The organism is Parvularcula marina (assembly GCF_003399445.1).
GTDB classification, from domain to species: domain Bacteria; phylum Pseudomonadota; class Alphaproteobacteria; order Caulobacterales; family Parvularculaceae; genus Parvularcula; species Parvularcula marina.
In genome coordinates this window covers 769,274-783,675 of record NZ_QUQO01000001.1, presented here as the reverse complement: position 1 = coordinate 783,675, position 14,402 = coordinate 769,274, and the positions used below count along the sequence as shown (strand labels likewise).

Annotated in this window: 11 protein-coding genes; 7 read left to right on the top strand and 4 right to left on the bottom strand. The window is 60.9% G+C overall.

From position 1 onward, the window contains the following. Positions 1-7: 7 nt before the first annotated feature. Positions 8-2,335 carry an ATP-dependent helicase gene (locus DX908_RS03590; RefSeq protein WP_116391080.1) on the bottom strand — a complete coding sequence of 776 codons (2,328 nt, stop codon included), beginning with the start codon at positions 2,333-2,335 and terminating at the stop codon, positions 8-10. Between the two features lie 311 nt (positions 2,336-2,646). On the opposite strand from DX908_RS03590, the gene dnaE reads away from it, so the two are divergent. From dnaE to nusG, 3 genes are all read left to right on the top strand, one after another. After that, entirely contained in the window at positions 2,647-6,102 is a 3,456-nt protein-coding gene (dnaE, locus tag DX908_RS03585) for a DNA polymerase III subunit alpha (protein WP_116392971.1), read from the top strand. 185 nt (positions 6,103-6,287) lie between these two features. Then, entirely contained in the window at positions 6,288-6,620 is a 333-nt protein-coding gene (gene secE, locus DX908_RS03580) for a preprotein translocase subunit SecE (RefSeq protein ID WP_233508625.1), read from the top strand. Between the two features lie 51 nt (positions 6,621-6,671). Continuing rightward, entirely contained in the window at positions 6,672-7,208 is a 537-nt protein-coding gene (gene nusG, locus DX908_RS03575) for a transcription termination/antitermination protein NusG (protein ID WP_116391079.1), read from the top strand. 91 nt (positions 7,209-7,299) lie between these two features. Here nusG and ctrA read toward each other — a convergent pair whose 3' ends face one another. Beyond that, on the bottom strand, positions 7,300-7,992 hold the full coding sequence (gene ctrA / locus DX908_RS03570; RefSeq protein WP_116391078.1) for a response regulator transcription factor CtrA: 693 nt from the start codon (positions 7,990-7,992) through the stop codon (positions 7,300-7,302). 272 nt (positions 7,993-8,264) lie between these two features. On the opposite strand from ctrA, the gene DX908_RS03565 reads away from it, so the two are divergent. Beyond that, positions 8,265-8,750 (top strand): YajQ family cyclic di-GMP-binding protein, encoded by a 486-nt coding sequence (locus DX908_RS03565; protein ID WP_116391077.1) that lies wholly within the window; start codon positions 8,265-8,267, stop codon positions 8,748-8,750. 9 nt (positions 8,751-8,759) lie between these two features. On the opposite strand, the gene DX908_RS03560 is transcribed toward DX908_RS03565, so the two are convergent. Both DX908_RS03560 and DX908_RS03555 read right to left on the bottom strand, forming a co-directional pair. Beyond that, positions 8,760-9,299 (bottom strand): SspB family protein, encoded by a 540-nt coding sequence (locus DX908_RS03560; protein WP_116391076.1) that lies wholly within the window; start codon positions 9,297-9,299, stop codon positions 8,760-8,762. Between the two features lie 9 nt (positions 9,300-9,308). Further along, positions 9,309-10,433: a P-loop NTPase gene (locus tag DX908_RS03555; protein WP_116391075.1), complete on the bottom strand. Its 1,125-nt coding sequence runs from the start codon at positions 10,431-10,433 to the stop codon at positions 9,309-9,311. A 161-nt stretch (positions 10,434-10,594) separates the two neighbouring features. Between DX908_RS03555 and hflK the strand changes: the two genes are divergently transcribed. The 3 genes from hflK to DX908_RS03540 all read left to right on the top strand — a co-directional run bounded on the left by hflK (position 10,595) and on the right by DX908_RS03540 (position 14,387). Then, positions 10,595-11,782: an FtsH protease activity modulator HflK gene (hflK, locus tag DX908_RS03550; protein ID WP_116391074.1), complete on the top strand. Its 1,188-nt coding sequence runs from the start codon at positions 10,595-10,597 to the stop codon at positions 11,780-11,782. A gap of 3 nt (positions 11,783-11,785) precedes the next feature. Then, on the top strand, positions 11,786-12,910 hold the full coding sequence (hflC, locus tag DX908_RS03545; protein ID WP_116391073.1) for a protease modulator HflC: 1,125 nt from the start codon (positions 11,786-11,788) through the stop codon (positions 12,908-12,910). Positions 12,911-13,055: 145 nt separating this feature from the next. Continuing rightward, the gene (locus tag DX908_RS03540) at positions 13,056-14,387 is read left to right on the top strand and encodes a trypsin-like peptidase domain-containing protein (protein WP_116391072.1); all 1,332 of its coding nucleotides are present in this window, start codon (positions 13,056-13,058) and stop codon (positions 14,385-14,387) included. Positions 14,388-14,402 lie beyond the last annotated feature (15 nt).

The following is a 14,402-nucleotide window of genomic DNA, read 5'->3' as shown; positions in this document are numbered from 1 at the left end:
GCCGCCCCTAAACCTCGTCCGCTGCGATCAGGAAGCTGGCGATCACTTTCTTCTGCCCGGCTTTCTCAAAGGCGACATCGAGCTTGTTGCCATCCGCGCCCTTGACCTCGCCATAACCGAATTTCTGGTGAAAGACGCGCTCGCCCGTCTTGAAGGGGCTGGTCCCGCCGACAGAACTTGCAATCAGCCGGGATGAGCCGTCAATCGCGGGCGCCGGATTGCGCGGGCGGGAGCTGCGCGCGCGTTTCCAGCCCGGCGTGTCATAGCCGCCATCGCTTGCCGCCACTTGATCAAAGCGCGAATAGGCCGGCATTTCCTTTGCCTTCACGCCATATAGTCCGGGTTCGGACATCACCTCGACATGCTCCTCGGGCAGCTCGTCGATAAAGCGCGAGGGCAGGGCGGATTGCCAGCGGCCATAAACCTGCCGGTTGGCCGCAAAGCTGATCCGGCAATCCTCCCGCGCGCGGGTGATCCCGACATAAGCGAGCCGCCGTTCCTCCTCGAGCCCGTCCTGCCCGTTCTCATTCACCGAGCGACCGGAGGGGAAGATTTCCTCCTCCCAGCCGGGCAGGAAGACGACCGGATATTCAAGCCCCTTCGCCGCATGAAGGGTCATCAACCAGACCTCGCCGTCGCTGCTTTCCGCAGGGCGTTCGGCAACTAGGCTGACATGATCGAGATAACCCTCAAGCGTATCGAACTCACCCGCCGCGCGGGTCAGTTCCTTGAGGTTCTCAAGCTTGCCTGCGCTCTGGATCGTTTTCTGGTTGCGCCAGAAATCCGTATACCCCGACTCTTCGAGCACGGTCTCTGACAGCTCACTCGGTGGGGTCGTCTCGGCCATGGCCTGCCACTGGCGAAGCTGTTCAAGGAAGCGCGCAAGACTGGTTCTCGCCTTGCCGCGCATTTCATCGGTCTCAAGCAGGCGCCGGCCCGCTTCGGTCAGGCTGACCCGCATTTCCCGCGCGGCGATATTGAGCGTCTGGACCGCCTTGTCCCCGAAGCCCCGGCGCGGCTTGTTGATGATCCGTGTAAAGCTGAGATCATCATCCGGGTTCCTGACCAGCCGCAGGTAAGCGAGCGCGTCGCGCGTCTCCTCCCGCTCATAGAATCGTGGACCGCCAACGACGCGGTAGGGGATGCCCGCCGTGTTGAACCGTTCCTCGAATGACCGCATCTGGAAGGACGCGCGGACCAGCACCGCCATGTCGGAAAGCCTGCGTCCCTTGGTCTGCTCCGCCTCGATATCGTCCGTCACCTGACGGGCTTCCTCATCGGCGTCCCAGACCCCGCGCAGCTTGACCTTTGGGCCGTCGGGCACATCCGTCCACAAGGTTTTGCCCAGCCGGTTCGAATTATGATCGATGATCGCCGAAGCGGCGGCGAGGATCGACGGCGTCGAGCGGTAATTCTGCTCCAGCCGGATCACTTTCGCGCCGGGAAAATCCTTCTCGAACCGCAGAATGTTCGCAACCTCCGCGCCGCGCCAGCCATAGATCGACTGGTCGTCATCGCCGACGACACAGATATTCCCGCCGCTCTTGCCCTCCGCATCGCGCGCCAGCAGCCGCAGCCACAGATATTGCGCAATGTTCGTGTCCTGATATTCGTCAACCAGAATATAGCGGAACCGCCGGTGATAGCGCGCCAGCACATCCGGCGCCTTGCGGAAGATCGTCAGGTTATGGACGAGGAGGTCACCGAAATCGGCGGCATTGAGAGAAATCAGCCGCTCCTGATAGGCGCGGTAGAGCTTGATCGCCCGCCCGTCGCCGAATTTATGCGCCTCATCGGCGGGCACCTCGCCGGGGGTCAGCCCGCGGTTCTTCCAGTCATCGAGCAGCCCCGCAAACCCTCTGCCGGTCCAGCGTTTTTCATCGAGCCCCTCGGCGGCGATCACCTGCTTGCACAGCCGGATCTGGTCATCCGTGTCGATGATGGTGAAGGAGGATTTCAGCCCGACAATTTCTGCATGGATACGGAGGATCTGCGCGCCGATCGAGTGGAACGTGCCGAGCCAGCGCATCCCCTCGACCGCTTCGCCGATCAGCTCGCCGATGCGCTCCTTCATCTCGCGCGCCGCCTTGTTGGTGAAGGTCACAGCGAGGATGTCGCCGGGACCTGCGCGCCCGGTCGCGATCAGGTGGGCGAGACGGGTGGTCAGTGCGCGGGTCTTGCCCGTGCCGGCGCCGGCCAGCATCAGAACCGGCCCTTCGGTCGTCAGCACGGCCTCGCGCTGCGGCGGGTTCAGCGGCGCCAGATAGGGCGGATCATCCATGTCGGTGGCGGCGAGCCCGGCGCGGGCCCGCTCGGAAAGCGAGGGGGGTGTCATGACCTTCTCTTAGCGCTGCGTCGGGCCCGCCCGCCAGTGACGAGTGGGTGAGGCGGCTGGGGTAAGGGGATGAGAACAAATTTGGAACATCTATTGACCTTCTTCGGTAAATGGGATAGGAACATTTATCGAACATATAGAGGGTCGCTCGTCATGCAAACCGCAAAACAGACACTTCTTCAGGACATTTCCGGCCTCGCCGTGCTGCTTGGCCTCATCTTGGCCGCGAGCCAGCTCGGCGGCTGATCCGTCCCCGTTTGGGGATAATTCTTAGGCCCGGACGGGGGCCAAGCTGACCTAAGGTAATGCTTATGACTGCGCCCTTCGTCCATCTGCACGCCCATTCCGCCTATTCACTGGCCGAGGGGGCGATCCACCTCTCCGCCATGGCAAAGCTCTGTCAGGCGCATCAGATGCCGGCGCTGGCCGTCACCGACACGAACAACCTCTATGGCGCGCTCGAAGCGGCGGAGGTGTTCCGTGGTGGCGGGGTCCAGCCGATTACCGGGATCGAGCTGAAAATCGTCACCGATCTGGAGAGCCCGGCGCGGACCCGCTTTGGCCAGCTCGCCTCCGTCGTCCTGCTCGCCCAGAATGAGGCGGGGTATAAGCGCCTGATGGATCTGGGGTCGCGGGCCTTTCTCAACCCGGCGGCGCAGGACGAGGTGTCGATCTCGGTCGAGGCGCTGATTGAGAATACCGAAGGGCTGATCTGCCTGACCGGCGGGCCGGAGGGGCCGGTTGACCGTCTTCATGCGGAGGATCACGCAAGCGAGGCCGCAAGTCTTCTGGCCCGGCTGGCAAGTGCCTTCCCCTCACGGCTTTATGTGGAGCTGCAACGCCACCCTTCGTCTGACGTGACCGACAGGGGCGGGCGCTATTCGTCCGAAGCCTGGCTCGCGGCGGAGGCCTACCGGCTCGGCCTGCCACTGGTGGCGACAAATAATCCCTACTTCCCCGCGCGCGGCGATCATGACGCCCATGACGCGCTCCTCTGTATCGCGGGCGGGCGCTATATTTCCGAGACTGACCGCCGTCAGGTCTCGGAGGATCATTATTTCAAGTCGGGCGATGAGATGGCGGCGCTCTTCCCTGATCTGCCCGAGGCGATCGAGGCGACCATCGAGATTGCCCAGCGCTGCGCCTTCCGTCCGACCATGCACCCGCCGATCCTGCCGAGCTTTGCTGGCGATCTCGAGGGCGAGAAGGCAGCCCTTCGTCAGATGGCGGAGGATGGTTTGCGCGAACGGCTCGCCGAGATTGAGCTGGCAAAGCCCGAAAGCGAATATTGGGAGCGGCTCGAAATTGAGCTGGGGATCATCAACAAGATGGGCTTCCCCGGCTACTTCCTGATCGTGGCCGACTTCATCCAGTGGTCGAAATCGCACGGCATTCCGGTCGGCCCGGGCCGGGGCTCGGGCGCAGGCTCGCTCGTGGCTTACGCCCTGACCATCACCGATCTCGATCCGCTTCGCTTCAACCTGCTCTTCGAACGGTTCCTGAACCCCGAACGGGTCTCGATGCCCGACTTCGATATCGACTTCTGTCAGGACCGGCGGGACGAAGTGATCGCCTATGTGCAGGACCGCTATGGTCATGACCGTGTGGCCCAGATCATCACCTTCGGTAAGCTGCAGGCGCGGGCCGTTCTGCGCGATGTCGGCCGTGTCCTTCAGATGCCGTTCGGGCAGGTCGACCGGCTCTGCAAAATGGTGCCTAACAACCCCGCCAATCCGTGTACGCTCGAAGAAGCGATCCGGGGAGAGCCGCGTTTCCGCGAGGAGCGCGAAAACGACTCCATGGTCGACACGCTCCTCAATACGGCGCTAAAACTCGAAGGGCTCTACCGGCACGCCTCAACCCATGCCGCGGGCGTCGTGATCGGCGACCGGCCATTGCATGAGATTGTCGCACTCTACCGTGATCCGCGCTCACCCATGCCTGCCACCCAGTTCAACATGAAATGGGTGGAGCCCGCGGGTCTCGTCAAATTCGACTTCCTTGGCCTCAAGACCCTCACTGTCATCCAGCGCGCGCTTGATTATCTCAAAGTCGCGGGCACCGATCTTGATATCAATCGGGTCTCGCTCAAAGACGAGCGAACCTACAAGATGCTCGAGCGCGGCGATGCGATCGGCGTGTTCCAGCTTGAATCGGCGGGCATGCGCGCGACACTCAAAGGTCTGCAGGCGGACTGTCTTGAGGACATCATCGCGCTTGTGTCGCTCTACCGGCCGGGTCCGATGGACAACATCCCGACCTATATCGACCGGAAAGCGGGGCGGGAGAAACCAGACTACCTGCACCCGCTGCTCGAGGATGTGCTCAAAGAAACCTACGGCGTCATCATCTATCAGGAACAGGTGATGCAGATTGCCCAGATCCTTGCGGGCTACTCGCTCGGCGAAGCCGACCTTCTGCGCCGCGCCATGGGTAAGAAGAAAAAGGAGGAGATGGATAAGCAGAAGATCCGTTTCCTCGACGGCGCCAAGGAGAAGAATGTCGACCTGAAGAAGGCCGACGGGATTTTCGAGCTGGTCGCGAAATTCGCCGGCTACGGCTTCAACAAATCGCACGCCGCCGCCTATGCTTGGGTCAGCTACCAGACAGCCTATCTCAAGGCGAACCATCCGGCCGAGTTCTTTGCCGGGTCGATGTCGCTCGATAAGGCGCTCACCGACAAGCTGTCCGTCTTCGTCTCCGATGCGCGCCGGTTCGGCGTTGAAGTCGCGCCGCCTTGCGTCAATCAGTCTGCGGCTGATTTTGCGACCTCGGGCCAGACCATCCGTTATGCGCTGGCCGCCATCAAGAATGTCGGCGGCGAGGCGATGGAACTGATTGCGGCGGAGCGTAGGCGAAACGGGCCGTTCAAGGACATCCACGATTTCTTCGAACGCATTGATGCGCGCCAGCTTGGCAAGCGCGCGATTGAGCAGCTCGCGCGGGCAGGGGCGTTCGATGACATTCATCCCGACCGGGCGAGCGTGCTTGCCAATGCCGAATTCCTGCTGCGCTATTCGGCGGCGGCGGCTGATGAGCGAACAAGTGCGCAGGGCGGGCTCTTTGGTGGTCCCGCCGAGACCACGCTTGCGCGGCCCGAAATGCGGTCCGCAGCTCCCTGGTCTGGTCCACAGCGGCTGGAAGAGGAGCGCACCGCACTCGGCTTTTATCTCTCCGGCCACCCGCTCGATGATTATGAGGAGGCGCTCAAAACCGCCAATGTCATCTCTGCTGATAAGGTGGGGGGACAAGTCTCCGAAGGCGAGCGCAAGATCATCTGCATGGCGGGTGTCGTCCGCGAGGTGACCCGCCGCCGGTCAAAATCCGGCAAGCCCTTTGGCTGGATCGGCATCTCCGACCGCAGCGGGGATTATGAAGTCACCGCCTTCTCGGAAGTCCTCGAAGCTTCCGAAGACCTTCTCCAGCCCGGCACGCGGATTTTCCTTTCCGTCACCGCAGAAGAGAATGAAGGCTCGCTTCGGATGACGGCTGAGAAGATCAAGAATCTCGATGACCTCTCACGCCAGCAGGGCGGGGAGTGCCTCAGGGTCACGGTCCAGAAGCCAGAGGCCCTGCCGGAGATCCGCCGCCAGCTTGAAGGGCTCTCTTCGGTCGATGGGCCCAAGGGCGATCTGATCCTGATCCTGCCGGCGGCTGAAACCGGCTGCGAAGTGGAGCTTGCCGCTGACATCAAGATTGCGGCCACGCCGTCGACTCGCGGGGCGCTCAAGACCATTGATGGGGTCGCCAAGGTGGTGCTGCACTGAACCGGGCGGGTTTTTCTCAAGATTTTCTGGGGGAAATTAGTCCCGGGCAGCGGGTTGAACTTGACTTTGACGCCACCGACTTTAAGGCACATGTCTTTCCCGACATTGAGATCCGAAAGACCCCGCCAGAAGGCAGGCCCGACGGCTCTCACTGAAAAATACGCCTTTGGACAAGGACCCGAACGATGCCGAAGTCGAAACACCGCCGTAAATCCAAGGGCAGCTCCCCGCAGGGCTCAAGCCGCCCGGAAACAGCCAAGATGGCTGCCGGTGACGGCGCGGCGATGATTGAAGGCGGCGCCGCCGAGCCTAAAGCAAAGCAGCGCAAGGTCGGCCCGGTTCAGTTCTTCCGCCAGGTCCGCGACGAGATGCAGAAGATCACCTGGACGTCACGCAATGAGACCATGATCTCGACGATCATGGTGCTGATCATGGTGACCATCGCCAGCATCTTCTTCTTCACCGTCGACCAGATCCTGCGCTGGCTGATGCCGATGCTGCTGTCGTTCAGTTTCTGAGTTCACAACGAATACCCTCCCGCGCGCCGGGAAGACAAAGGATAAGACGAGATGGAAGCCAAGTGGTACATCGTACACGCCTATTCCAACTTCGAGAAAAAAGTTGCGGACGCCATTCGCCAGGCTGCTGAAGAAAAAGGCCTTGAGGCTTTGTTCGAGGAAATCATGGTGCCGACGGAAGAAGTCGTCGAAGTGCGCCGTGGCCGGAAGATCAATACCGAGCGCCGCTTCTTTCCGGGCTATGTGCTGGTGAAGATGGTGATGAACGACAACACCTTCCACGTCGTCAATTCGACACCGAAGGTCACAGGCTTTCTGGGCTCGGGCAAGAAGCCCATTCCGGTCAGCCAAAAGGAAGTCGACCGCATCCTCGGCACGATCGACGAGAAAGAGCAGGCACCGGCCAAACCGGCGATCCTCTACGATATCGGCGAGACGGTGAAAGTCATCGACGGGCCGTTCGCGTCCTTCTCGGGCGTAGTCGAGGATATCGACGAAGAGAATGCCCGCCTGAAAGTCTCTGTCTCGATCTTTGGTCGCGCAACGCCGGTCGAGCTTGAATATAATCAGGTTGACAAAGAGGGCTGATCGATCCCGATCAGCCAATCGCCTACGCATCAAAAAAGCCCGCTCAGTTCTGAGCGGGCTTTTTTCTTGATCGGTGATCGAAAGAGAGCGCTTACGCAGCGGCTTCCTCAGCCGGATCGCGCAGGACATATCCGCGGCCCCAGACCGTTTCGATATAGTGCTCGCCGCTGGTCGCAGCAGCCAGTTTCTTTCTCAGCTTACAGATGAAGACGTCGATGATCTTCAGCTCGGGCTCGTCCATGCCGCCATAAAGGTGGTTGAGGAACATTTCCTTGGTGAGCGTCGTGCCTTTGCGTAGCGAGAGAAGCTCCAGCATCTGGTATTCCTTGCCCGTCAGGTGAACGCGCTGGCCTTCGACCTCGACCGTCTTGGCGTCGAGATTGACCGTCAGGGAACCGGTCGTGATAACCGACTGGCTATGACCTTTGGAGCGGCGCACAATGGCGTGGATACGGGCGACCAGTTCGTCCTTGTGGAACGGCTTGGTCATGTAATCGTCAGCACCGAAACCGAGGCCGCGCACTTTGTTCTCAGTGTCGCCAAGGCCGGTCAGGATCAGGATCGGCGTATTGACCTTCGAGACACGCAGGGACTTGAGGACGTCAAAGCCCGTCATGTCCGGCAGGTTCAGGTCCAGAAGGATGATGTCGTAGTCATACAGCTTGCCGAGGTCGATGCCTTCCTCGCCCAGATCTGTGGTGTAACAATTGAAGCCGTCAGACTTAAGCATCAGTTCGATGCTCTGTGCCGTAGCCCCATCGTCTTCGATCAGCAGTACACGCAAGGCGGGTGCCCTCCTCGAATTAATCTGGGCACAGTGGAAGCTCCGGCCCAATCCCTATCGTCACCCAACAATAACGGGAATTTACTTTCCTAAACCTTAACATTGGTAACAAAGCCGAATCGTGGACTCGCCAATTCGCCCCTGCCTTTACAATGGTTAACGGCGATTTCCTGATACAATCAAGAGTCCGGGGACGGAAATTTACTTTTTACGCAGGGATTGTGGTAAACGCCGGGGCCGAAAAAAAAGTAGGAAATGGTCAGGAGAGATAAATGCCTTCATTCGATATCGTGTCCGAAGTTGAACAATCGGAGATCGAGAACGCCTGTGCCAATGTGATGCGCGAGATCGGCACGCGGTATGATTTCAAGGGATCGAACTCATCGGTCGAGGCGGATGGGAACATCATCAAGATCGCTGCGGACGATGATCTGAAGCTCAAACAGATGCATGAAGTGCTGCAGGGGCATTTACAGCGCCGGGGGATCGAGCCGGGCCAGCTTGATTATGCCAAGGTCGAGCAGGCAGCCGGCCAGTCCGTGCGCCAGCGGGTGACGGTGATCGAGGGGATCGACCGGGAGCTTGCGGGCAAGATCGTCAAATCACTGAAAGGCTCAAAGCTGAAGATCCAGGTCGCGATCCAGGGCGACGAATTGCGTGTCACCGGCAAGAAACGCGACGACCTTCAGGACGCCATCGCCCATGTGAAGGGCATGGGGCTCGAGCAGCCCCTTCAGTATAAAAACTTCCGGGACTGAGCTCCGCGCTTATTTCTTCCGGAAACGGTCGATTGAGACGACATCGGCCGATCCGCCGGGGGCGGGGCCATCATCATCCGGGCCGTCATCATCATCCGTTTGGGCGGCAGGCTTGTGGCGGTGCGCATCGAGCGTCTCGACATCGCCGGCTGAGGTCGGGAAGGGCGGCGTCTGGTGGACGCTGTCATCGACAGGGAATTGCAGCGCGAAATTGACGCTGGGGTCGGCGAACTGCGTGACCGCGTCAAAGGGAATGACCAGCCGGTCGGGCACATTGTTGAAATGCAGCGTGACGGCAAAGCGGTCCTGAAAGACTTCGAGCTTTTCGAACTGGTGCTGCAGGACGATGGTCATGCGCTCGGGATATTGCGCGAGCAGAGAGCTGTCGATCTGCACGCCGGGCGCGGTGGTCGCGAATTCAATATAGAAATGATGCTCCCCCGGCGGATGGCCGAGCTCGGCCGTCGCAGAGAGAACATCCCGGACCACCCCGCGCAGCGCATGCTGAGCGAGATAGGCGTAATCGAATTCAACTTCATCACCTGACATTTCCGTCTCCTATCGGCGCTCGGCGAACCGGTCCAGTTCCGAAAGTGTCCTTGCGAGGGTTTCGAAGGGCGCCTGACCCGCTTCGGGACGTGCCCGGCCGATGGGCGCAGCCACCCCGCCATCAAGTGGGATCTGAGCCAAACGCTCCATCCCGGCACCTGCGAGATCCTCATCGCTCAGCGTGTCGCCGAAAGGCGAGGGCGAGCCATCCGGCAGGCAGGCCATGTTCTCAACCAGCCCGAGGATCGGCACTTCCATCTGGCGAAAGAGTGTCGCGCCGCGCTTCATGTCGGCCAGCGCCAGCGGGCTAGGCGTCGTCACAATGATCGCGCCATCGATCCGTGTGCGCTGGAGCAAAGTGAGGTGGGCGTCGCCGGTGCCGGGCGGAGTGTCGATGATCAGCCAGTCGAGCGGCCCCCATCGCACCTCATCAAGGAGCTGCTTTGACGCGCCCATGACCATCGGCCCGCGCCAGGCCAGCGCCTTTTCCTCCGACACCAGAAAGCCGATCGACATGAGGGAGAGGCCGGCGGCCTCAAGCGGGATCACCTGTCCTTCATCTACCTTCGGATTGACCCCTTCGAGATCGAACATGACGGGCAGGGACGGTCCGTAAATATCCAAATCGAGAAGGCCGACCCGACCTTTTGACTGGTTGGCGAGCGCAATGGCGAGCCGGGCTGCGATTGTGCTCTTGCCGACCCCGCCCTTGCCGCTGGCGACCGCGATAACGCGTTTGGCGCCGATCGGGCGCTGCTTGGCCGGCCGTGCCCGGACATTCTCATTGGCATTGGCGGGGCCGCCCTGTTGAGGCAGGGCGAGGGGATTATCATGGCCGCGCGCCACGCGCTCAGGCGCTGGGGCTTCGGATGCCGTGCCTGCCGCTTTGTGCAACGTGACGACGAGGGTGACCGGTATGCCGCCCGCCGCCTCGTTCAGCTCGGCCTCAAGGGCTTTTGCGCCAGCGCCATCAAGGTCGGGGCTTTCTGCGAGGACGATCGAGATCCGCTCCTCACCACCGATTTCGGATAGCCGCACCGATGCGCCTTTGTGGACGGATTTTGCGGCCAGTACCCGGCGCAGCTTCTGTTCCAGCGCCCCCCAACGGGCAGCATCCTTCATTTTGCCGAACATGGCTTACTTCCTTTCAACACCGTGCAGGCTAAGGCGTTTGCGTCCGGTGTGCACATGCACATATATGACTTCGACATTTGCGCCATGCCCTGGTCGTTCTGCCGGGGCGGCGGGCTCGCCTGCCAGCGCTCCCCAGATATTGAGAGGATACGCAAAAACATATGCCATGGACGGATAAGCCCGGGGGCTCGGGCAGTAATGGCGGTGACGGCCCGTGGGGCCGCCCGGAAGGTAATAATGGAGGCCAGCAAGGCGGCCGCCGACCGGGAGAGCGCCAGGCGCCTGACCTCGAAGAACTTCTCCGCTCCGGCCGGGAGCGCTTCCGGCGCCGTGGCGGCGGGCAGGGCGGTGGTGCTGGAGGCCCCGGTGCAGGGGACTTCCAGATGCCGCCTGCGCGGATTTTCTATATCGGGGCGATTGTCATCGTCCTTCTGTGGCTGGCCAGCGGCTTTTACTCGGTCTCGGCCGGTGCGCGCGGCGTCGTTACGACCTTTGGCAGCTATTCCTCGATCACTGGGCCGGGCCTCAATTGGCACATGCCCTGGCCGGCCCAGTCGGTCGATGTCGTCGAAGTGGCACAGAACCGCTCAGTCAGCATTGGTCGTGGCCAGCAGATCTCGATGCTCACCTCTGACCTCAACATCGTCGATGTCGAAATGACGGTGGACTACAAGGTCGCAGGCGATGGCGCGATCGCGCCGGGCGAGCTGCCGAATGTGGCTAAGTTCATCTACAATATCGAAGACCCCGAAGAGCTGGTCGAGGCGACGACCGAATCCGCGCTGCGGCAAGTCGTCGGTGAGAGCCAGTTCAGCCAGGTCATCGCCGAGAACCGGGTGTTCGTGAACAGCCAGACGCAGGAAATCCTGCAGGGTATTCTCAACGATTACGATAGCGGCATCGAAATCATCCGGGTGAACTTCGGTAAGGCCGACCCACCCGCCGAGGTGCTGCCCGCCCAGCGTGATGTGGTCGATGCTCGCTCCCAACGCGAGCAGCTGATCAACGAGGCAACCAAGCACGCCAACACTGTTGTGCCTGCGGCCCGTGGTGAAGCGCGCCAGATTATTCTGGGTGCAGAAGCCTATGGCCAGCGTGTCGTGCGCGAAGCTCAAGGTGCGGCCAGCCGATTCAATGATATCTATGCTGAATACATCCTGGCGCCAGAAGTCACGCGCAAGCGGATGTATCTTGAAACCATGGAAGGCGTGCTCGGCCGGATGAACAAGGTTGTCATCGACGAAGAGGCCGGCGGCGCCATTCCCTATCTCAACCTCAATGAAATCGTGCGTGACGGGCAGCAGAACCGCCGCTCGCCATCCGGCAACTCGACGACGGGAGGGCTCTAAGTCATGAACGGACCTACACGTGTTCTGGCCCTCATCATTGCGGGCTCCCTGCTGATCCTTGCCGGATTTGTCTTTTTCACCGTGCGTGAAGACAAGCAGGCGCTTGTCCTTCAATTCGGCGCGCCGGTCGGCGGCTCGATCAATGAGCCGGGGGCAGACGAAGCCGGGCTGAAGGTAAAACTTCCTTGGCAGAATGTCGTTTACTTCGACCGCAAGAACCTCGAGTTCGACCTGACGCGGCCGTTGGAAATCATTGTGCGGAACGAAGAACGGCTCCTGGTCGATGCCTTTGTGCGCTACCAGATCTCCGATCCTCTGCTCTACTATCAGACGCTGGGTGCAGGGGGCGGCAGCCCTGAGCTGATGCGCAGCAATCTGAACAGCCGTCTGACACAGATCCTCTCCGAGGCAATGCGTGAGCGTCTGGGGTCGCGCAGCATTCGTCAGATCATCGACGAGCAGCGGGCGGAAATCATGCGCCTGATTGCTCAGGATGTGACAGCGGAAGCCAGAAAGCTCGGTATCCGCACGATCGATGTGCGCATTCGTCAGGCTGACTTCCCCGATGCGAACGCCGGCCGGGTCCACGACCGGATGAGCACGGACTATAACCAGCAGGCCGAGCTGATCCGCGCACAGGGCCGCGAACGTGCACAGGAAATCCGGGCCGAAGCCGATAAGGAAGTCATCCGGATCCGGGCGACTGCCGAACAGCAGGCACAGATCATCCGGGGCCGGGCCGATGCGGTGAAGAACTGTATCCTTGCCAATGCCTATCAGGGCGTGGCGGCGGATATCACCGTGACGGCGTCGACAGACCCCGATGAGATGCGTGATACGGAAAGCACGGATGCGATCTCACAGGTGCTTGCTGATGAGGAAGCAGAGGCTGAGGCCGCTGTCGAAGAACCGGTCGATTTTGAGGCGGCTGTCGAGGAAATGCTCGGCGTCACCTGCCGGATCACGGGGGCGGCCAATGAAGGGGACCCGCGTCGGCGGGAGTTCTTCTCCTTCTACCGCTCGCTGACCGCTTACGAGCAAGCGCTCGGTCAGGATGACGGCACGACCATCATCCTCTCGCCGGACAGCGAGTTCTTCCAGTATTTCAACGGTCAGGCTGGCAATTGATCGGACCGATATACGAACGAAAAGGGGGCTTCGGCCCCCTTTTTTGTGGGCCAAACCCAAATCGAACAGGGTTAATCTCCTGCCTTTCCAGATCGGCGCTCATCGGCTAGCGTGAAATGGCTTATTTTGTGGGGCAGGAGGCGACATGCGGCGTATTTGTTTGGCACTCGGGCTGGCAGCAGCCATGATGGCGGTGCAGGCACCAGCGGTCACGGCATCCGCAACGCCTGAGACTTTCTCCTCGCTTGTGAAAAACGTGATGCCGGCGGTGGTCAATATTTCCGGCCGTCAGGCAGGCATTGGCGGAGCGCCGATGGGCGGCGGTGAGTCGCTCGGCTCCGGCTTCATCATCGACAGCTCAGGCATCGTCGTCACCAATAATCACGTCATTGATCGCTCTGACATCATCACTGTGACCCTCGAAGACGGGCGCGAATTCAAGGCAACCTTGCGCGGCACCGACCCGCTGACCGATCTTGCGGTCCTTCAGATGGAAGGTGGCGGGCGCTTCCCGGCGGTCAAATTCGGCAATTCAGACAAGATCGATGTCGGCGACTGGGTGGTCGCGATTGGCCAGCCTTTCGGGCTTGGCGGTTCGGTCTCAGCCGGGATCGTCTCGGCAAAAAGCCGCGATATCGACTCCGGCCTTTATGACGATTTCATCCAGACCGATGCCGCGATCAACCGCGGCAACTCTGGCGGCCCGCTCTTTGATATGTCGGGCCGTGTCGTCGGCGTGAACACGATCATCTATTCGCAGTCAGGCGGCTCAGTCGGGATCGGCTTTGCCATCCCCAGCAATCTTGCCGCCCGTGTTGTCCAGCAGCTTATCGAATTTGGCGAGACCCAGCGCGGCTATCTTGGCGTCCTTCTTGATGACGTGAATGAAGACACCCGCCTTCGTCTTGGCCTTGCCAATACCAAAGGCGCGCTGGTGACCGGTGTGCCGTCGAGCGGCGGCCCCGCAGCGCAGGCCGGGATCATGCAGGACGATGTCATCGTCCGTTTCAACAATCGTGATGTGGACGACCAGCGCGATCTGACCCGCGCGGTTGCAGATGCACCAATCGGGCAGGAAGTCCCTGTCATCGTTATCCGTAACGGAGAGCAGGTCCGCCTTGCGGTCGTGATTGCGCGTCGTGAGACCCTGACCGCCCAGACCGACGGTACGCTGCGCATGTCGGGCCTGACCCTGCAGTCGGCCAATCTTCAGACCAAGGCGCTTTATGGCCTGGCTGATGATGTCGAAGGGGTTGTTGTGACCCATGTCGACCCCTCAAGCCCGCTCGCCGGCTATCTCAAAGCCGGAGACGTGATCTCGGAAATTGGCTGGAATACGGTCAACAGCCCGGGTGCATTCGAGACCTATATGAGCCGTTATCAGGCCGCCAATTCCGGCCCGGTTAAAGTGCTCGTCCGCCGCGGCGACCGTCTCTTCAATGCGACGATCAACCCGCTGGGGCTGGGCCTCAACTAACTGGCTGTTTCAAAG